At 46.4% G+C, this 20,664-nt stretch carries 12 protein-coding genes; 11 read left to right on the top strand and 1 reads right to left on the bottom strand.

The features are described from left to right. Positions 1–94: 94 nt before the first annotated feature. From ABDV94_RS10765 to ABDV94_RS10730, 8 genes are all read left to right on the top strand, one after another. Positions 95–2,359 (top strand): NADP-dependent malic enzyme, encoded by a 2,265-nt coding sequence (locus ABDV94_RS10765; RefSeq protein WP_343747180.1) that lies wholly within the window; start codon positions 95–97, stop codon positions 2,357–2,359. Positions 2,360–2,391: 32 nt separating this feature from the next. Next, the gene (ruvA, locus tag ABDV94_RS10760; RefSeq protein WP_343747179.1) at positions 2,392–2,970 is read left to right on the top strand and encodes a Holliday junction branch migration protein RuvA; all 579 of its coding nucleotides are present in this window, start codon (positions 2,392–2,394) and stop codon (positions 2,968–2,970) included. Positions 2,971–3,011: 41 nt separating this feature from the next. Further along, positions 3,012–10,352, top strand: coding sequence for a cell surface protein SprA (gene sprA, locus ABDV94_RS10755; RefSeq protein ID WP_343747178.1), 7,341 nt, complete (start codon positions 3,012–3,014; stop codon positions 10,350–10,352). Position 10,353: 1 nt separating this feature from the next. Continuing rightward, entirely contained in the window at positions 10,354–10,797 is a 444-nt protein-coding gene (locus ABDV94_RS10750) for a GNAT family N-acetyltransferase (RefSeq protein ID WP_343747177.1), read from the top strand. A gap of 30 nt (positions 10,798–10,827) precedes the next feature. After that, a complete protein-coding gene (locus tag ABDV94_RS10745; RefSeq protein ID WP_343747176.1) occupies positions 10,828–11,802 on the top strand; it encodes a hypothetical protein in 975 nt (324 codons plus the stop codon). 62 nt (positions 11,803–11,864) lie between these two features. Next, on the top strand, positions 11,865–12,551 hold the full coding sequence (purQ, locus tag ABDV94_RS10740; RefSeq protein WP_343747175.1) for a phosphoribosylformylglycinamidine synthase subunit PurQ: 687 nt from the start codon (positions 11,865–11,867) through the stop codon (positions 12,549–12,551). A gap of 1 nt (position 12,552) precedes the next feature. Next, the gene (gene purD / locus ABDV94_RS10735) at positions 12,553–13,827 is read left to right on the top strand and encodes a phosphoribosylamine--glycine ligase (RefSeq protein ID WP_343747174.1); all 1,275 of its coding nucleotides are present in this window, start codon (positions 12,553–12,555) and stop codon (positions 13,825–13,827) included. A 127-nt stretch (positions 13,828–13,954) separates the two neighbouring features. Continuing rightward, a complete protein-coding gene (locus ABDV94_RS10730) occupies positions 13,955–15,208 on the top strand; it encodes a hemolysin family protein (RefSeq protein ID WP_343747173.1) in 1,254 nt (417 codons plus the stop codon). A 243-nt stretch (positions 15,209–15,451) separates the two neighbouring features. On the opposite strand, the gene ABDV94_RS10725 is transcribed toward ABDV94_RS10730, so the two are convergent. After that, the gene (locus tag ABDV94_RS10725; protein WP_343747172.1) at positions 15,452–16,312 is read right to left on the bottom strand and encodes an aldose 1-epimerase family protein; all 861 of its coding nucleotides are present in this window, start codon (positions 16,310–16,312) and stop codon (positions 15,452–15,454) included. Between the two features lie 35 nt (positions 16,313–16,347). On the opposite strand from ABDV94_RS10725, the gene ABDV94_RS10720 reads away from it, so the two are divergent. The 3 genes from ABDV94_RS10720 to nusA all read left to right on the top strand — a co-directional run bounded on the left by ABDV94_RS10720 (position 16,348) and on the right by nusA (position 20,640). Further along, entirely contained in the window at positions 16,348–18,819 is a 2,472-nt protein-coding gene (locus ABDV94_RS10720; RefSeq protein ID WP_343747171.1) for a T9SS type A sorting domain-containing protein, read from the top strand. 102 nt (positions 18,820–18,921) lie between these two features. Next, complete coding sequence (gene rimP / locus ABDV94_RS10715) at positions 18,922–19,398, top strand: ribosome assembly cofactor RimP (RefSeq protein WP_343747170.1); 477 nt, start codon at positions 18,922–18,924, stop codon at positions 19,396–19,398. A gap of 6 nt (positions 19,399–19,404) precedes the next feature. Then, a complete protein-coding gene (gene nusA / locus ABDV94_RS10710) occupies positions 19,405–20,640 on the top strand; it encodes a transcription termination factor NusA (RefSeq protein ID WP_343747169.1) in 1,236 nt (411 codons plus the stop codon). The last annotated feature ends 24 nt before the right edge of the window (positions 20,641–20,664 follow it).

Raw genomic sequence — 20,664 nt, 5'->3', positions numbered from 1 at the left:
TGACATTTATCGTCAGGGCTTTCTTTTTATCCGAACTTTAGTGCTCTTGTATTAAGATTTATTAACTTTAGCACCCCTTACAATCTTATTTTATATGCCAAAAGTTCGTAAACAAGACGCGTTAGATTATCATGCTTCCGGCAGACCCGGAAAAATAGAAGTAGTTCCTACAAAGCCATATGCGTCTCAACGTGATTTATCTCTGGCATACTCGCCGGGAGTGGCTGAGCCTTGTCTGAAGATCGCGGAGAACCCTGCAGATGTTTATAAATACACGAGTAAAGCAAACCTGGTAGCTGTTATTTCAAACGGAACGGCAGTACTTGGTTTAGGAGATATTGGTCCCCTGGCATCCAAGCCGGTGATGGAAGGAAAAGGACTATTGTTTAAGATTTTTGCGGATATCGATGTGTTTGATATCGAAATCGACGCGAAGGATCCGGAATTGTTTATCCAAACGGTGAAGGCAATTGCACCTACTTTCGGAGGAATCAACCTCGAAGATATCAAAGCGCCGGAGGCGTTTGAAATTGAGCGCCGCCTGAAAGAAGAATTGGATATTCCGCTGATGCACGACGACCAGCACGGAACGGCGATTATTTCTGCCGCTGCATTGCTGAACGCGTTGGAGCTGGCAAAAAAGAAAATCGGAAAAGTTAAAATTGTAATCTCGGGAGCAGGAGCTGCGGCAATTTCCTGTGCCAAATTGTATATGGCACTTGGAGCTTCAGTGAACAATATTTTCATGTTCGACAGTAAGGGCTTAATCCATGCCGGAAGAACGGACCTGGACGAGATGAAGCAGCAATTTGCTCCACATAAAAAAGACGTAACGCTGGAAGAATCGTTTAAAGGAGCAGATGTCTTTATCGGGTTGTCAAAAGGAAATATTGTTTCAAAAGATATGGTTGCCTCCATGTCTAAAAACCCGATCGTTTTCGCCCTGGCAAATCCGGATCCGGAGATCTCATACAAAGATGCAATGGCAACGCGTGATGATATTATCATGGCAACGGGTCGTTCGGATCATCCTAACCAGGTGAACAACGTACTTGGATTCCCATTCATTTTCCGTGGAGCGTTGGACGTAAGAGCAACCGGGATCAACGAAGAAATGAAACTGGCTGCCGTGAAAGCGATTGCAAACCTGGCGAAGGAAACGATTCCGGAAGAGGTAATCCAGGCATATGGAGAAAAACACATTGCATTCGGCCGGGAACAAATTATTCCGAAACCGTTGGATCCGCGTTTGATCTACCACGTGGCTCCGGCTGTGGCACGCGCGGCGATGGATTCCGGTATTGCCCGAAACCCGATTACCAATTGGGAAGAATATGAAATGATCCTCAAAAAACGTTTGGGGCTCGACAATAAACTGGTTAGAAACCTGACTGCTAAAGCACAAAGCAACCCGAAACGCGTTGTGTTTGCGGAAGCAGATAACATCAAAATATTAAAAGCGGCTCAGACAGCTTTGGAAGAAGGAATCTGTACGCCGATCCTGTTAGGGAAAAGACGTGTCATCGAATCACTGATCGCTGAATACTCTGTTGAAATCCCGGGAATTGCAATTATCGACCCGAAATCAGATGTGGAAAAAGTCCGCAGACAGGTATACGGGAAAGCATTCTTCGAGAAGCGCAAGCGCAAGGGAGTAACGGAATTCGAAGCCATTCAGCTGATGCGCGAGCGAAACCATTTCGGAGCCATGATGGTGGAAATGGGAGACGCAGACGCCATGATTTCCGGTCTGACGAGAAACTACCGCGATGTAGTGCGTCCGGCAATCCAGGTGATCGGTTTGCAGAAAGACGTGAAAACCGTAGCCGGAGTTTACATTCTGAATACGAAGAGAGGGCCGATGTTCCTGGCAGATACGACCATTAACAGAAACCCGACGGCCGGGCAGATTGCTGAAATTACCTTCAACGTAGCAAAAACACTGCGTAAATTCAAGGTAACGCCGAAAATCGCGCTGTTGAGCTACTCCAACTTCGGTTCCTCACCGGGAGAAGACTCTGAAAAAATGGCGGAAGCGGTGAAAATCCTGCACGAAAATCACCCGACCCTGGTTGTGGATGGAGAATTACAGGCAAATTTCGCGCTGAATAACGACCTGATGAACGAAAAATTCTCGTTCTCCACATTGGCAAACAAAGAAGTGAATACGTTGATTTTCCCGAATCTTTCTTCCGGGAACATTGCATACAAATTGTTGCAGGAAATTACGGAAGGTGATGCAATCGGGCCGATTTTGGTCGGGCTGAACAAATCCGTTCACGTCTTGCAGATGGGATCATCTGTTCGCGAAATTGTAAACATGGTGAAAGTAGCCGTTGTTGACGCTCAAACGAAGTAAGAGAAAACACTGCTTTTGATAAAAGAAAACGTATGATTGCACATCTGAACGGACGCTTAATAGAAAAAAATCCAACCAACCTGATCATCGAATGCGGAGGCGTGGGATATTTCGTCAAAATTTCCCTGAGCACTTTTTCCGCAATCGGTGATTCGGAGTCCGTGAAGGTTCTGACCCAACAGATTATCCGGGAAGATGCACACTTGTTATTCGGATTTGCTACCTCCGAAGAACGCGATGTGTTCAACCTGCTGCTGTCCGTTTCGGGAATCGGCCCGAATACGGCCATTCTGATGCTTTCGTCCATGTCTCCGAATGAAATTGCGAACGCAATACAAACCGAAGATGTGCGTTCTATACAAGCGATCAAGGGAATTGGTGCAAAAACAGCCCAGCGGGTGATTATCGATTTGAAAGATAAGATGTTGAAGGTTGAGTGGGGAGAAACAACAAATATTTTTGCCGGAAACAATACAAATCGATTTGATGCGTTAACTGCATTAATTTCATTGGGTTTTGATAAGAAAACCGCAGAAAAAGCAATAGATAAAATTGCCTCAGGAAATGAATCGGTTGAAGAACTGATTAAAGGGGCGCTGAAAATATTATAAACAACTTGGAAAATAAATTGAACGCTAACTACATTACAAAAATGATACAACTGTTGACCGCGGTTGTTTTCAGTTTTGTATCGTTTGTGCTCCAGGCCCAGAAGCCGGATACGACGAATCAATTGCCATTTCCCATTACTAATCCGCTGGATCCTACTCAAAACAATCCGCAGACATTTGACCTGGGAGACCCGTCGGGGGTGAAGAAGAACATCGTATTTGATCCGATTACCGGGAAATACATCTTCTCCGAGACGATGGGTAACACAAACCTGAATTACCGGAATCCTTCCATGATGACGCTGGAAGAATACCTGGAATACGAACGCCAGAAATCCCTGAAGGAGAACTGGAAAGACAAAATTGATGCTCAGACGGAAGAAGCCAGAGCGCTTGAATTCCCGATTAAAATTCCTTCCAAAGTATTTACCAGTTTCTTCGGATCCGATGAAATCACGATTCGTCCGCAAGGATCTATCGAATTGGCATTCGGGGTAAACTCTTCCCGATACGATAACCCGATCCTGCCGGTGAAGCAGCGAAAAATTACCCGTTTCGACTTCCAGCAGCAAATCCAGATGAACCTGGTGGGACAGATCGGTACCAAACTGAAATTGAGCGCAAGCTACAACACGCAGGCGGCTTTCGACTTTGATAACGTAACGAAATTGGGTTACTCCGGAGACGAAGACCAGATCATTCAGCGCCTGGAATTGGGGAACGTGAGCTTCCCGTCATTCGGATCACTGATTCCGGGATCGCAAACCCTGTTCGGAGCATACGCCAAACTGCGCTTCGGAGATTTGACCGTAGATGCGATCGGAGCTTCTTCCAAAGGAAAACGAACGGAAATCAATATTTCCGGGAAAGCACAAATTCAGCCTTTTGAAGTAACGGCAGACAACTACGAAGCAAACCGCCACTATTTCGTGAACTTGTTCTTCCACGACCAGTACAACACGTCGATGTCGCAATTGCCGAACGTGGCCGCTGAAACGTACATTACGCGGATGGAGGTTTGGGTAACCAACCGGATCAACAATACGGAGAACTCCCGAAATATTCTTGCATTCTCGGATTTGGGAGAAGGAACACCCAACAACATTCAGGGAGGCGTCGTTCCGACAAACCCGGCGAATCCTTACCCGGACAACGATGCGAACAACTTATACAACTACCTTTCGAATGATCCTGCTATCCGTGGGTTTAACGGAGCCGTTTCCGAGCTTTCTTCCCAGGTAGCAGCACCAGGACCTTTCCTTCAGGCAATTCACTACGAAAAGGTGGAAAATGCCCGAAAACTGAGCGAATCCGAATATACCTACAACGCATTGCTCGGGTTCATTTCCCTGAGCCAGCCGCTGAACAACGATGAGGTATTGGCCGTTTCATACGAATATACCTACAGAGGACAGACTTTCCAGGTCGGTGAATTCTCCACAGACGGTGTTGCCGGGCAGAATGCGCTGATCCTGAAATTATTGAAACCAACGATCACCAACCCGACATTGAAGATTTGGGATTTGATGATGAAAAATATTTACTCGATCGGAGCCTACCAGGTAGACCAGACCGGGTTCAAACTGAATATTTATTACAACAACCCGGAAACGTCCGTTTTGGCGCCGATTTTCCCGTATCCCGGATTGGATGACAAGCAGATCATCACCCTGGTGGAAATGGACCGGATGAACGTCAATAACCAGCCGTTCTCAGATGGATTATTCGACTTTGTACCGATTGTTTACAACGGGCAGAAGGCCGAGACCGGGGGTACGATCAATACTCGGAACGGCCGGGTGATGTTTACCACTACGGAACCGTTCGGTCAGGTGCTGAGAGGCAAACTGATCCAGAACGGAATGTCTGATGTCATTGCAAATACGATTGCCTATACCGAATTGTATGACTCCACGAAGACGGCTGCTCAGCAGATTCCGAGCAAAAACCGCTTCACCTTCAAAGGAGAATACCAGTCTTCGATCACGTCCGATATTTCGCTGAATGCATTGAACGTTCCGGAAGGAGCCGTAAAAGTAACAGCAGGTGGAATTCAGCTGACAGAGGGAACGGATTACACCGTGGATTACAACCTGGGACGTGTAAAAATCCTGAACACGGGGATTTTGGAATCAAACACACCGATCAAAATCTCTATCGAGAGTAACTCGGTCTTTGGTTTCCAGTCCAAATCGATGGTCGGGACGCACTTGAATTACCGGTTTAATAAAGACTTTAATATCGGGGCCACCTGGCTCCGCATGATGGAACGACCGGTCACTCAGAAGGTGGATATGGGAAGTGAACCCTATAAAAACAACGTGATCGGGTTTGACATCAATTACCGGACGGAATTGCCTTTCCTCACGAAGCTGATCGACTTATTGCCGGTCATTTCCACGAAGGAAAAATCCTTCATGACCTTCAAGGGGGAATTTGCCCATTTGATTCCGGGAACTCCGAAAGCGATTTCAAAAGCCGGGATTTCTTATGTCGATGATTTCGAAGGAAGCCAGAGTACGATTGACCTGAGAACGCAGAGTGCATGGCGCGTTGCGTCTACTCCTCAGGGACAGTCAGACTTATTCCCGGAAGGATCGCTGAAAACACTGGCAAACGGTTACAACCGCTCCTTGATCGCGTGGTATTTGATCGACCCCTTATTCTATGCGTCCAATAACCTGACACCGCAGCACATCAAGGATGATCCGGCTCAGTTGTTCGACAGCCGTATGCGCCAGGTGAAGCAGGATGAGATTTTCCCGAACCAGCAGTTGACCTACGGATCTATTCCGACGATTCAGATCCTGGAATTGGGTTACTACCCGAAAGAACGCGGGATGTACAATTACGATACAACCTCTGTAAACGCTGACGGAACATTCTCGAACCCAACGGACCGATGGGGAGGAATCATGCGTTCATTGACAACGAATGACTTTGAGCAGGCGAACGTGGAATACATCCAGTTCTGGATTTTGGATCCGTTCAACCAGGATGCGATGGCCGCAACGCCAAACCTGAGCGGTGGAGACTTATACTTTAACTTAGGAAACGTTTCGGAAGACGTACTTGCAGATTCCAGAAAGAGTTTCGAAAACGGAATTCCGCCATACGCAGGAGCAAATTACCCGGTTGTGATCACACCTTGGGCGAAAGTGTCGACTCAGCAAGTGGTTGTAAATGCCTTTGATAACGATCCGAACTCACGGGTGAACCAGGACGTCGGATTGGACGGATACCGCTCTTCAGAAGAGGTAACGACCTATACCGGTTATGTCAACTGGGTTCAGTCGAACGGTTCATTAAGTCCGGAAGCAAAAGCGAAAATGATCGCCGATCCTTCTACGGATGATTACAACTTCTACCGCGATGACCTTTACGACCAGGAGAAACTGAACATCCTGCAGCGTTATAAGAAATATAACGGGATGGAAGGAAACTCTCCTACGACCGAAATGTCGGCGCAAATGAACCCGAACGGAGGAGGTTACCCGACACAGGCCCGTAACACGCCGGATTTGGAGGACATCAACCAGGATAACAACTTGTCGGAGTCGGAAGCATATTTCCAGTACAAAGTGAGTTTGAGACCGTCAGACATGGTGGTTGGAAAGAACTTCATCACGAGTATGGTAACCTACCAGCCTTCCAATTCAACGAAGATTGAGAAATGGTACCAGTTCAAAATTCCGATCAAGGAACCGGAAAAATCAATCAACGGAATCCGCGATTTCAGATCCATTCGTTTCATGCGGATGTTCCTGAAAGGATTTGACGAAGAAGTGATCGTGCGTTTTGCGAAACTGGAATTGGTACGTGGTGAATGGAGAAAGTACCTGCTGGATTTAACCACTCCGGGAGAAGTAATCCAGGTCGATCCGAACCTGACAACATTCAATATCGGGGCGTTGAACTTCGAAGAAAACAACGAGAAACAACCGATCGGTTACCAGATTCCTCCGGGAATTCAGCGTGAGATTGACCCGTCTCAGCCACAGCAGCGCCAAATGAACGAACAGTCATTGACACTGGATGTGTGTAACCTGCAGGATGGAGACGCCAGAGCAGCATATAAAAATGTGCAGTTTGACGTTCGTACATATAAGAAACTGAAAATGTATGTGCACGCAGAAGAAATCACTGCAAATTCACTGCATGACAAAGATTTGACTTTGTTTGTCCGTTTGGGAACAGACTTCGTGGATAACTATTACGAATACGAATTACCGCTTTACCTCACTGCATGGGGAACCAACAATGCAGATTACGTATGGCCGGAGTCAAATAACATGGAGATCATTTTTGATGACCTGCTGAACCTGAAAAAACGCAGAAACGACTTGCTTGGTTCTCCGGGTTCGGGTGTGGCATCAAATGTGGAGTACGTCATTATTGATCCGCAAAATGCAGACCGCCGCATCAAAGTAAAAGGTAGTCCGAATTTACAGGGGATCAAAACGATCATGATCGGTGTACGCAACCCGAGAAAGAACGATCCGAAACCGTGGCCGGATGACGGATTGGCGAAATGTGTTCAGGTATGGGTGAACGAGTTGCGTTTGAGCGATTTCGTTGACGACGGAGGATCTGCGGCGGTTGCGCAAATGCAGGTACAGGCTGCAGACTTCGGAAGTTTCTCCCTTTCCGGGAACTATTCCGGAGTGAACTGGGGAGCAGTGGATTCGCGGGTACAGGAACGCCAGCGAAACCAAAAGTGGGGTATGGACTTCCAAACCAACCTGCAGCTGGGACAGTTCTTCGGAAACCGCGTTAAATTGTCTGTTCCGTTCTTCTACGGGTATTCCGTTGGAATCATCAACCCGGAATACGATCCGTTTAACCCGGATATCAAACTGAGCTCATACGAAGCGGGACAACGAAAAGAGATTGCAAAAGTTGCACAGGATTTCACCGAAAGAAGATCGTATAACTTCCAGGGGGTGAGAAAGGAACGCGGAGCCGGTAAGAAAGCGCATTTCTACGATGTGTCTAACTGGACCCTTGGCTATGGCTACAGTGAAAACTTCCACCGCGATTTCAATACCAATTATGACCGCACGAAACAGTGGAAAGGAAGTTTGGCTTATGGCTATTCATTCGACAACAAACCGTGGGAGCCGTTCAAGAAGACGAAATTCATGCAGAAGTCGAAATGGTGGGGCTTGTTCAAGGAAACCAGCATCGGCTATTTACCGAAAACGCTCGGGTTCACGAATGACATTCAGCGTAACTACAACGAGCGCCAGATCCGGAATACGATCGATACTTCGGCTAACGCATTCCAGTTCAAGCCGGTTTACGTGAAGAACTTCCAGTGGAACAGAGGATACCGCCTTGGGTGGGATTTGACCAAAAACCTGAAGTTGTCGTTCAATGCTACAAACCGTGCGATCTTCCAGGAAGGTGACGGGGAAGTAAACCGCAGAGGGAACGACTCGTTGTACCGGGCTTTCAAGGAAGGGGTGTGGAGACAGATGCGTACGTTCGGAACCACGATGGATTATTCCCACGATTATAACTTCTCTTACAACGTTCCATTTAACCTGATTCCGGCGTTGGACTGGTTAAACGGAAATGCGAAATACGCCGGAGCATACAACTGGCAGCGTGCGCCGCTGGGTCAGGAACAATATGGAAACATCGTTCAGAACAGCCGGACGATCAACGCACAGCTTCAGGCCAATATGACGACGTTGTATAACAAGATTCCGTTCTTCAAGAAAGTCAATTCAGGCGGTGGAAGTGGTGGCCCGGGAAGAGGTGCTCCGGTGCGTCAGAAAGCCGGTGGAACGGATGAAAACAAAGGGGCGGCAGCCGGGAAAGAACCTGCAGCGCCAGCTGAGTTGAAACCGCCGAAGCCTTTGGAGGAAATGACCAAGAAGGAACGGCGTCAGTGGGAGCGTAAGAAACGCAAGTTCGAGCGCAAACAGAAAAGAGATCAGAAGAAAAAAGAGAATAAGGATAAAAAAGTGAATCCGGTTCTTGGTTTCGGAGCGCGCTTGTTGATGAGTGTGCGAAACGTTTCCGGAACGTACAACCAAACGGATGGAACATTGCTTCCGGGATACAGCCAGGAATCGCGAATTTTAGGATTTAATCCGGGATTCGATGCAGGAATGGGTGGATTCATCTTCGGACGACAATCCTATTCCGTAACGGGTCGACAAACAGGTTATGACTTTGCGCGAACAGCTGCAAACAACGGGTGGATGGATTCACTTCCTTCGTTGAACCGCCAGCACTCCATTACACACAGCCAGACATTTACGGGGCGTGCGACTTTGGAGCCGATTAAGGATTTGACGATCGACTTGTCGCTGAACAGAAACATGTCGCAAAACACCAACGACTTCTTCCGTTACAACGATGTGTCAGAGCAGTTCGAATCTCAAAGCCGTTTCCAGACATCTACACTGACGTATTCAACGATTTCGATCGGAAGTGCGTTTGAAAAACTGTCTGCAGGATACGAATCGGGCAACTTCCGGCAAATGAGAGAAACGACGAAGGCCGTATCTGATTTACTTGGAACCGCCAATACAAACTCGGTCGGAAGTACTGGAGGCTACCGCGACGGATATGGAATTTCGCAGCAGGAAGTGGTGATCGGCGCGTTCCTTTCATCCTATACCAACGGGAAATTGAACACCCGCTCGGTGAATCCGTTTGCTGCCATGCCATTACCGAACTGGACAGTGAACTACAACGGTCTGGCGAAATTCGAGAAAATGAAGAAATACGTGAAGAACTTCGTGATTCGCCACGGGTACTCTTCAACGGTAACGCTGGGTCAGGTTCAGTCGAATTTGAATGCGACCTTCGACCAGAATGGTTCTGCTTCTGCGCGTGATTTGAACGGAAACTTCATCAGTGAACGAAACATCCAGACAGTAACCATCTCTGAGCGCTTCTCTCCGCTGATCGGTTTCGATGCAACATGGAATATCAAAAAACAAGGATTGATCACCAAGTTCGAGATCAAGAAAGACCGCTCATCCACTTTGTCCCTGAACAACAACCAGGTGACAGAAGTGTTGGGTAACGAGATCGTAGTCGGTGCAGGATATAAATTCCCGAAAGTGCGTTTGCCGTTCAAGATCGGTAAGAACAAGCCGGAGAACCCGCTGAATATTCGTTTTGACTTCACGTTCCGTGATAACCTGACGGTGATTCGCAAAGTGGTGGAATCTACCGAACAGGCAACGGCAGGTCAGCGTGTGATCTCCATCAAGTCTTCCATCGATTACAATATCGGTGCAAACCTGATGGTGCAGTTCTACTATGACCAGGTGATCACGAATCCGAAGATTGCAACGTCATACCCGACAGGAAATATGAGTACCGGTATTCGTTTCCGCTTTAACCTGGGAGGATTGTAAGATGAACATTCGCGATGCACGTCCCGGAGATGAAACAGCCATTCTCGGATTGATCCGGGAATTGGCGGTATATGAAAAAGCACCGGATGAAGTGATCAATACGGCAGAGCAGCTGCGCACGGATTTATTCGAAGACCGGGTTTGTGAAGCGTTCGTCGTTGAAAACGAGCAATCGGAAATTGTAGGTTTTGCCTTGTTCTATGTTTCCTACTCGACCTGGAAAGGACGTTGTTTGTACCTGGAAGATTTCTATATCCAGCCGGAATTCCGCAGGGGAGGAATCGGTTCCAAGTTGTTTTTAAAAGTGGTGGAAACCGCAAAGAAGTGGGGCGTGAAACGCATGGATTGGCAGGTACTGGATTGGAACGAACCGGCAATTGCTTTTTATCAAAAACACGAAGCTATTTTGGACGGAGAGTGGATTAATGGACGCTTCTTTTTCTAGAATCTAAAATTTTCCGAGTAAATTCGCCTCATGATATTGCGTCCCTTTTTGAGTAATCGTCCGATGGTACTGCTGTTGCTGCTTCCGTTGGTAGCCGGTTTTCAATTCCTGAACGCACATTTTCACTTTCATACGGTCATGGAGGTCGTGGATCTCGGCTTGTGGGGAAAAACCACTTACCTGGGCTACTGGTGGACATCGATTCTGGCTTCCGTAGTGGTTTTGGCCAATGCGGTACAATTGAACTTCTTGTTCAACCAGCATGAATTTCTCGATAAGAACAACTACGGGCCATCGTTATTCTATGTGGTTCTGATGAGTTTTTCGCATTCCTTCTACCAGGTAGATGCGGTGTTGATTTGTCATTTGTTTTTATTGCAATCCCTGCGGCTGCTCTTTCACCTGAAAGGAAATGAAACGAACCTGCAGGCTTCGTTCAACAGCGCTTTTTTTGTTGGGATGTCGGCAACCTTTCTGCCCATGAGTGCCGGACTGATCGTTCCGTTTTGGTTTTCAGCCTGGGCATTGCATCCGTTCAGTTTCCGGCAATGGATCCTGATGATTGTGGCTTTCCTCATCCCGATCGGAAACGGACTGGCTTACTGGTGGATTTCCGGGCACACGATTTCTACCCGCATTTTGAAGCACTCATCCATGATCCAGTACGAGGAAATTTTCTTTTACGGAACGGCTGCAACAATCGTCATTTTGTTCCTGTTGAGCATCATCGGAATCCAGATCCGGGTGCGGGTGAGTAACATTCGATTCAAGAAACTGAACCGGGCGTTGGTGTGGGTTTTGGTCGGAACCTTGCTGCTCGGAGTGGCAGAAATGGTGATTTATCAACAGTCCGAATGGATTAGTTTGCTCTTCGTTCCATTGAGCTTTTTCTTTACATTCGCCTTCATTCACCGGATCTGGCAGCGCGTAGCAAGTATTTTCTTTTACCTCACATTGCTGATAGCTGTTGCTAAATTTTTCCTCATTTCATACATGGTTGTCTGAGCAGATTGACTAACTTTGTGGCCATTCATGAATTGACGGGCTTCCGTCGCAAAAATAGATCAATGAAATTTGGTGTTGTTACCTTTCCCGGTTCCAATTGTGATGAAGACATGGTATATGTCCTTGAAACAATCATGGGCCAGCAAGTAGAACGTTTATGGCATAAAGACACAAACCTGAAGGGAGTGGATTTTGTAGTGCTTCCCGGCGGATTCTCCTACGGAGATTACCTGCGTTCCGGAGCGATTGCAAAATTGTCTCCGATTATGGGTGAGATCGTGAATCATGCGGCTAAAGGTGGTTATGTGATGGGAATCTGTAACGGTTTCCAGATCCTGACGGAAAGCGGTTTGCTGGAAGGAGCTTTGCTGCACAACAACAATCAAAAGTTTATCTGTAAAAACGTGTACCTGAAACCGGCTACATCGAATACGGCTATTACAAAAGGATTGGATGCAAACCGTGCTTATAAAATTCCGATCGCTCACGGAGAAGGAAGATTTTTTGCACCGGAAGACACCATGAAGTCTATTTTGGACAACGACCAGGTTTTATTCCACTATGTGGATGAAGAAGGAACCGTTTCTGATGCAGGCAACCCGAACGGATCGTTGCACAATATTGCAGGAATCTGCAACCCGGGAAGAAATGTATTCGGAATGATGCCTCACCCGGAGCGTGCTGCTGACGGTGCATTGGCAAACGAAGATGGAAGACGTTTCTTTGAATCAATTTTGAAATTCTGTTAATATGCGTATTTTATTGTTGGGTTCAGGAGGAAGAGAGCATGCTATAGCATGGAAAATTTCTCAAAGTTCTCATTTGGAACAATTATTTATTGCTCCGGGAAATGCCGGAACCCGACTGCACGGGATCAATGTTGAAATGTCTGCGACAGATTTTCCTGCGATCAAAGATTTTGTGATTGCTGAAAATATCAACATGGTCATTGTAGGGCCTGAAGACCCATTGGTTGAGGGAATCCACGATTTTTTCCTGGCAGACAGCCAGTTGAAAAAAGTACCGGTAATCGGCCCGAACAAGGAAGCCGCACAGCTGGAAGGAAGTAAGGATTTTGCCAAAGCGTTCATGATGCGCCACAGCATTCCTACAGCAAAATACGCCACATTTACCAAAGATACATTAGAACAAGGGTATGCCTTCCTGGAAAGCATGAAAGCGCCATACGTGCTGAAAGCAGACGGTTTGGCTGCCGGAAAAGGAGTCTTGATTCCGGAAACGCTGAAAGAAGCGAAGGAAGAATTGAAAAGCATGCTGGCCGATGCGAAATTCGGTGACGCTTCTTCCCGCGTGGTGATTGAGCAGTTTCTGAAAGGAATCGAATGCTCGGTGTTTGTTCTCACAGACGGAGAATCCTACAAAATTCTTCCGGAAGCGAAAGATTACAAACGCATCGGAGAAGGAGATACGGGTTTGAATACAGGTGGAATGGGAGCAGTTTCCCCGGTTCCTTTCTGTGACAAAACCTTCATGGATAAGATTGAAAATCAAATCATCATTCCAACTGTTAAAGGACTGAAAGCGGATGGGATTACCTACAAAGGATTTATCTTTTTCGGGTTGATCAATGTGAAGGGAGAACCTTACGTAATCGAGTACAACTGCCGTATGGGAGATCCGGAAACAGAAGTGGTGATGCCGCGTTTGAAGTCCGATTTGATTGACTTGCTGGAAGGTGTTGCAACCAACACGCTTTCTGAGTGCGATATCCAGTTCGAAGAACGCAGCGCTTGTACGGTGATGATGGTTTCAGGTGGTTACCCGGATGCGTATGAAAAAGGAAAAGTCATCAACGGAATCAACAGTGTGACCGATAGTTTGGTGTTCCACGCAGGAACTTCCGGAGACGGACCTGTGGTATTATCCAACGGTGGTCGTGTGCTGGCAGTGACTTCTTACGGTAGAAACCTGGATGCGGCATTGGAACGATCATACGCAAGTATTCAGAAAATCTCATTCGACAACGCATACTATCGAAAGGACATCGGTTTCGATGTCGTTTGAAAATCGGTTTGTAACGATCTGATTGCACGTTTCCGGTCAATTTTGACCCGGATGGATTCTGTCACAGAATTTCAGGCGCACTCTGAATAAATTTTACTATTTTTCTACTTTCTTCTACAGTAGTTGAATGGATTCTTCCGTCATAATTATTCTTGGATCACTACTCTTTTCTGCATACTCTTCGGGAATGGAGATTGCATTTGTTTCGTCCAACCGGCTGAAGGTGGAGCTGGACAGAAGTAAGAACTCCTGGTACGGCGGATTGTTAAACGTTTTTTACGGACAAGACGGTCATTTCCTGGCAACGCTTTTATTGGCAAACAATGTAGGAATTGTTGTCTTCGGAATGTACATGGCCGAAGCGCTCGACCCGCTAATTGATTCCTGGGGAATCCGGCAGGAATACCTGGTGGTGTTTTTGCAAACCCTTATTTCAACGCTGATTGTACTCACTATTGCAGAATTTTTCCCGAAAGTCATTTTTCAGATCAATCCGAACGGAATTTTTCGCCTGGGAGCAGGACCGATGTGGTTGATTTACTGGCTGCTTTATATTCCTACCAAACTGATCGTGTGGACGAGTAACGGTCTGTTGCGCATTTTCGGAATCCGGGTAGAACAATCCGAGAAAGTATTCTCCAAAACAGATTTACAGCATTTTGTGCAGGACGTGAACGAGCGCATGGAAGAAGAGGCCGATTTGGGCAATGAAATCCAGATTTTGCAGAATGCGCTGGACTTCTCGAAAATCAAAGCCCGCGACTGCATGGTGCCGCGCATGGAAATCGAAGCCATCGACGTGGAAGAGAGTATTGAGAACTTACTGGCGAAATTTGTGGAGACCCGCTTATCCAAACTACTTTTGTACCGCGATTCTGTGGACAACATCATCGGGTATGTGCATTCCTATGAATTGTTCCGGAAGCCGGCAACTATTACGCAGATTCTCCGGCCTATTTCGTTTGTTCCGGAAGCGATGGCTGGTAAAGAGCTATTGGAATTGTTTACTAAGAAAAGTCAGTCAATTGCAGTAGTCGTTGATGAATACGGTGGCACGTCGGGTGTGGTGACGATTGAAGATGTCATTGAGCAGATTTTCGGTGAAATTGAAGACGAACACGACGACGAAGACTGGTTGGAAGAGCAGATCGGGGAAAACAACTACCGTTTTTCGGCGCGGGCAGAAATTTCTTACCTGAACCGCACGTATGGGTTGAAACTCCCGGAATCGGAATCGTATGAAACGCTTGGAGGCTTGGTAATTCATCACCTGGAATCCATTCCGCAGGGCGGAGAAGAGATTTTGGTCGACAAGTGGAATTTGACGGTGGAAGAGGTAACGGACCGCAGGATTGAGGTGGTGCGACTGATGCAGCAGTAACCATCTAAGTGAGCATGGAGAATGGAAAACGGATCAATCGTTTTGATGGCTTTTGTCGATTCAGAAACAAGTCGATCCCACCCCATTTTACAAATGTATAAAATGGTGTAAAAACCCTGATTTCACTAGTGTTCCAACTGTACAAGACTAAGCCTCATTCCTTAAAAGCTTATTGAGCGGTTTGTAGTGAGTCCCTGTAATGATGTTCTCGAAGGGGAAGTCGGAATGGCTTTTTAATTGTTTTCAATGTGAGCACTCTCCGGTTTCAATCGAATATTCCAATCGTTCTGTCTCTCCCGGACCCAAGCTTCTGATTCCCGCTTTTTCCTCCAGGTTTCCACTTGCATCTGCATGATCTGCCCAGCCCCACCAAGGCTCGATGCATAAAAACGGAGCCCCTTCTTTTGTCCAGAAACCAACAGCTGTCCAGTTTTCACAAGCTAAGCGAACAATGGTTCGTCCATCGTGGTGGTGTTTCAATGAAACGGACTTAAAATGCGGATTCTTCAAGACGAAAGCATCCTTTTCGAAAAGTTCGTTGCTTAGGTTCAGATGATTCGAAACGCCATAATAGGAAGTTTCGCCGGAGAAATAACTTCCTGCCAAATCCTCCCGTTCCAGCTGAATCGCATGATCAAACTCGAGGTAATAGTTTTCAAGCGCTTCGTCGAGTTGAAACGCCGGATGTCCGCCCACGGAATAATACAGGGTTTCTTGGCCTGTGTTGTGTGTTTCGCAGCGAATGGTAATCCCGGAATCGGAAAGCGTATAAACTACTTCGAAAACAAATGAAAACGGATAGACAGCCAGCGATTGAGCGTCAGAAACCAGGCGTAAGCGCAGAGACGCTTCGGTTTGCTCCACGACTTCAAACTCCCGGTCGCGGGCAAATCCATGCTGCGAAAGCGGGTAGTGTTTCCCGTTGAACGAATAGGAATCGCCCACTAATCGTCCTACAATCGGGAAGAGATGCGGCGCTGTGCGATTCCAGTGATCGGTTTGTTTCGACCAAAGGATATTCTCGTCGTTTTTGTTGCCAAGGAAAGTGAGTTCTGCGCCTTTTGTCTGAATTACAAGATTGTTCCAATGAATTATGCCAGCCATTTTGTTACTTTTGTTCTGTAAACTTACAAAAACGAATGAATCACTTAAATCGTATTTTTCTTCAAGGGATATTGTGTCTGGCAATCCTTTTAAAAGGAGCAAGCGGACATGCCCAATCAACTCCGCAGGCAGACTTGAACGCCTTTAACGCTGGATTTTACACCAAATTTGGTAACGGGAAAGGAATCAACAGGGTGTATAAAGTACTGGAACTTTCCAATGGAAAAATCCTCGTAGGAGGCACCTTTCTCGAAGTAAATGGCTTTGCAATTTCCGGAATTGCGCGATTGAATGCCGACGGAAGTTTTGATCATACTTTTCACTCGGGAATGAGCAGCGAACACACAGTGTATGCTCTTGCCGAACTACCTTCCGGTAAAATTCTGGTCGGAGGAGAATTTAGTAGTTATGACGGAACCAGCTGCGGAAATTTCGTGGTGCTAAATGCCGACGGAACCCGGGATATGAGCTATAGCGGAACAGGAGTCGGTAGTTCTTCAAGTATTTATGACATTCAGGTTGCCGCCGACAACAAAGTGATCGTAGCAGGATATTTTACCAGCTTCAACGGTGTTTCCAGGAACGGATTGGTTCGATTGACGACAGCCCTTCAGGTGGATCAGTCTTTTGTGCCGATATCAACTTCCGGCGGTGATTTCAGCAGTGTATTGATCTTTCCCAACGGAAGTATTTTGGCAGGTGGCGACGGAAATACCGTTTTGATGAAACTGACTGCTTCCGGAGGATATGATGTCACGTTTAACGTATACACCCCGGCGGGAAACAACAAACGAATCAATAAATTAAAGTTCACGGACGACGGGAAAATCCTGATGTGCGGGAAATTCTATTCCTACGGCGGGCATCCGACGCAATGTATTGCGCGCCTCAATATGGATGGAACCGTTGACACGACCTTTGAAAACAGTTCGGAAATGCAAACCAGTTCATTGGTCGACTGCATGGATTATAACGGGTATGTGGTCATTGCAGGCGGATTGGACATCCAGGGATCTTACAATGTGAAGCAAATGGCGTATCTGGATAATCATGGGAATCTCCAGGTCAGTTTGTCTGAGCAACTCAAAGTGAATACCGATGGTACAGTCAACCTGCTGGAAAAAATGTCAGACGGATCATTCATTGCGGGTGGAATTTTCTCTGCGATTTTGGAGCGCTTCTCCCGAAGTCTCTGTAAGTTTTCAGGAATCAATGCACTGGATAAAAACTTTTTCACGCCTCCTGCAAGCCACCGCCATTCTGCATTGTTGGGAGATGGAAATTCTCAGGTAATCAGGAAGTATGGAACTTCTCAATACCTGGTAAGCGGAGACTTTACGGAATTCAACGGAGATACCATCAATGGTTTGGTCAGATTGAACATGGACGGAAGCGTTGATCCGGCATTCAACGCGCATTTCCCGAATGGAGTGGTGGTGAACGCTATCGAGGTGCAGCCGGACGGAAAAGTACTGGTAAACTACCAAAACTCTTTCCAGGATTATTATCCGAAACTGGTTCGTTTGAATACAGACGGAAGCCTTGATAATACGTTTTCATGCAGTCTGCAGTATCCGGTATACAAAATACTTTTGGGTAGCGGCGGGAAAATCATCATTGCCGGAGATTATCAATCCTGGTCCGGCGAGGCGGTTTACAAACTGGAATCCGATGGAACGCTGGATCCGGCCTTTACTCCATATACTCCTGCGGGTGGAAATGATGTATACAGCGTTATCGAGTTATCTGATGGAAAAATACTCGTTGCATCCCGTTGGGGAGGTGTGACCCGGATTCTGCCAAATGGTTCGGTAGATCCTTCGTTCAGCTACAATTATTTTTCCTTCTCAACCACCATTACCGGGTTTGCCTTGCAATCTGACGGGAAAATCGTCTTTTCAGCACCCGGAGGAAACCGTATTTACCGCCTGAACGCAAATGGAACGACAGATGCTTCCTATCAAAGCGAATACAATGTTGCGGCCAACGATCAGGAGCCTTCAGCAATGGAGTTACAGCCGGATAACAAGCTGCTTGTGTTCGGGGATCATGAAGTGTTCCGCTTCAATGCAGACGGATCGCTGGATTCAGGTTTCAAACAGATTGAGATCACAGGTGGAAAGGTATATGATTTTCTCCTGGATTCATTGAATTTGCTGATTGCAGGGAATTACATGTACGTAAACGGACAACCGGTTAACGACCTGGTAGGGATCGATTACACGTCCAATAACACGGTGGGAATCGCTGAATGGAACAAAGACGAGAGCGAATTCTTCGATGTGTTTCCTAACCCGCTGGCTTCCGGTCAGCAATTAAGCTGGAAATCGGAAGAACAGATCGAATCGGTATCTGTTCATGCGATGGATGGCAGGTTTTTACAGCAGGTCAGAATTCCTTCAGGCAAAAACGAGATGGATTTAAACCTTGCTGCCGGAACCTATATTCTCCGGGCGTATGATGAAACGAAGAAATACAAAGTTGCACGTCTGGTAGTCGGACTTTAAAAACGATATAAATTTGGTTTTCAATAAAATTTGCGTATATTTGCATCACATTTTAGTAATTAGACCGAATGAGGGGACGAAAGTCCCCTCTTTTTATCTCGTATGATTTCAAAACAAAAAGTAAGAGAATTAGCTGAAGAACGCATCAAAGACCGTGACGAACGGTTGTTCATCGTGGAATTGTCGGTAAGTCCTGCAAACGTGATCCGTTTGGAACTGGATAAAACCGAAGGAAACGTTTCAATCGAAGATTGTATGTCGGTTTCGCGCAACATTGAGCACAACCTCGATCGCGAAGCGGCTGATTTTGAACTGCATGTTTCTTCTGCCGGTTTGGATAAGCCTTTGCGCGTACATGCCCAGTATGTGAAGAATGTGGGGCGCGACCTGGATGTGAAATTGAAATCAAAGGAGAAAACAACCGGAACACTGATTGCTGTGGATGAAGCCGGAATTACCCTGAAACTCGAAGAAAAACAGGCAATCGAAGGCAAAAAGAAAAAGGAACTGGTGGTGATCGAAAACAAGATCGCCTTTTCAGATATAAGCGAAGCAAAAATTGTTATTTCATTTAAATAAGGAGCTATGAACAGCTTGGAATTAGTAGAATCGTTTTCCGAGTTCAAAGAACTCAAGAGCATCGACAAGCAAACGATGCAACACGTATTGGAAGACGTATTCCGTGCAATGTTGAAGAAAAAGTTCAACACAGATGAGCACATCGATGTGATTGTCAACATCGACAAGGGAGACGTTCAGATTTTCGTGAACAAAGAAATCGTTGCGGATGGAGAAGTAGAAGATCCGAACACGGAGATCGCTTATTCAGATGCTATCAAAATCGAGCCTGACTTCGAGATCGGTGAGGAGGTATCGGAAGAATTCCGCTTTGCAGACTTCGGACGAAGAAACATCCTGTCATTGCGTCAGAACTTGATTTCCCGCATCCTGGAACTGGAAAAAGACCACTTGTACAAGAAATACAAAGAGCGTATCGGTGAAATTATTACCGGTGAGGTTTACCAGGTTTGGAAGAAAGAAATCATGGTATTGGATGATGAGAACAACGAGTTGATCCTTCCGAAATCAGAACAGATTCCTTCCGATTATTTCAAAAAAGGAGAATCGATCCGTGCCGTTGTATCCAAAGTGGATATGCGCAACAGTTCACCTGTTATTATCCTTTCCCGTATCGCGCCGGAGTTCCTGGAACGTTTGTTCGAACTGGAAGTTCCGGAAGTATTCGACGGTTTGATTACCATCAAGCGTATCGTTCGCGAACCGGGAGAAAGAGCAAAAGTAGCTGTAGAATCATATGACGACCGCATCGATCCGGTTGGAGCTTGTGTAGGGATGAAAGGTTCCCGTATCCACGGAATCGTTCGCGAGCTGCGCAATGAAAACATCGATGTGATCAATTTCACCAATAACCCGAAATTGTTCATTCAGCGTGCGCTGTCACCTGCGAAGATCACGAATATCGAGATCGACGAGGAAGATAAGCGTGCAAGTGTATTCTTAAAGCCGGATCAGGTTTCCCTGGCGATCGGAAAAGGAGGATACAACATTCGTTTGGCAGGAAGATTATCCGGATACGAAATCGATGTATTCCGTGACGGAGAATCAGACAATGAAGACGTTGACTTAGAAGAATTTGCAGACGAAATCGATAGCTGGATTCTCGATGAATTGAAGGCTGTTGGTTGTGATACGGCGAAATCCGTGTTGGAACTGTCTGTAGATGACCTGGTTCAGCGTACGGATCTGGAAGAAGAAACAATCCAGGAGGTATTGCGTATTCTTCGCTCAGAATTTGAGTAATAGCTTGAACTAAAACAAAGGTTC

The sequence above is a fragment of the Fluviicola sp. genome (assembly GCF_039596355.1).
Classification (GTDB): Bacteria; Bacteroidota; Bacteroidia; order Flavobacteriales_D; family Crocinitomicaceae; genus Fluviicola.
The sequence above is the reverse complement of the archived record's forward strand: the minus strand, read 5'-3'. Positions and strand labels throughout refer to the sequence as shown.

Excerpts from the sequence above, each read along its gene's own strand:
- ABDV94_RS10765 (WP_343747180.1), top strand. The coding sequence starts at position 95 with ATGCCAAAAGTTCGTAAACAAGACGCGTTAGATTATCATGCTTCCGGC.
- ruvA (WP_343747179.1), top strand. The coding sequence starts at position 2,392 with ATGATTGCACATCTGAACGGACGCTTAATAGAAAAAAATCCAACCAAC.
- sprA (WP_343747178.1), top strand. The coding sequence starts at position 3,012 with ATGATACAACTGTTGACCGCGGTTGTTTTCAGTTTTGTATCGTTTGTG.
- ABDV94_RS10750 (WP_343747177.1), top strand. The coding sequence starts at position 10,354 with ATGAACATTCGCGATGCACGTCCCGGAGATGAAACAGCCATTCTCGGA.
- ABDV94_RS10745 (WP_343747176.1), top strand. The coding sequence starts at position 10,828 with ATGATATTGCGTCCCTTTTTGAGTAATCGTCCGATGGTACTGCTGTTG.
- purQ (WP_343747175.1), top strand. The coding sequence starts at position 11,865 with ATGAAATTTGGTGTTGTTACCTTTCCCGGTTCCAATTGTGATGAAGAC.
- purD (WP_343747174.1), top strand. The coding sequence starts at position 12,553 with ATGCGTATTTTATTGTTGGGTTCAGGAGGAAGAGAGCATGCTATAGCA.
- ABDV94_RS10730 (WP_343747173.1), top strand. The coding sequence starts at position 13,955 with ATGGATTCTTCCGTCATAATTATTCTTGGATCACTACTCTTTTCTGCA.
- ABDV94_RS10725 (WP_343747172.1), bottom strand. The coding sequence starts at position 16,312 with ATGGCTGGCATAATTCATTGGAACAATCTTGTAATTCAGACAAAAGGC.
- ABDV94_RS10720 (WP_343747171.1), top strand. The coding sequence starts at position 16,348 with ATGAATCACTTAAATCGTATTTTTCTTCAAGGGATATTGTGTCTGGCA.
- rimP (WP_343747170.1), top strand. The coding sequence starts at position 18,922 with ATGATTTCAAAACAAAAAGTAAGAGAATTAGCTGAAGAACGCATCAAA.
- nusA (WP_343747169.1), top strand. The coding sequence starts at position 19,405 with ATGAACAGCTTGGAATTAGTAGAATCGTTTTCCGAGTTCAAAGAACTC.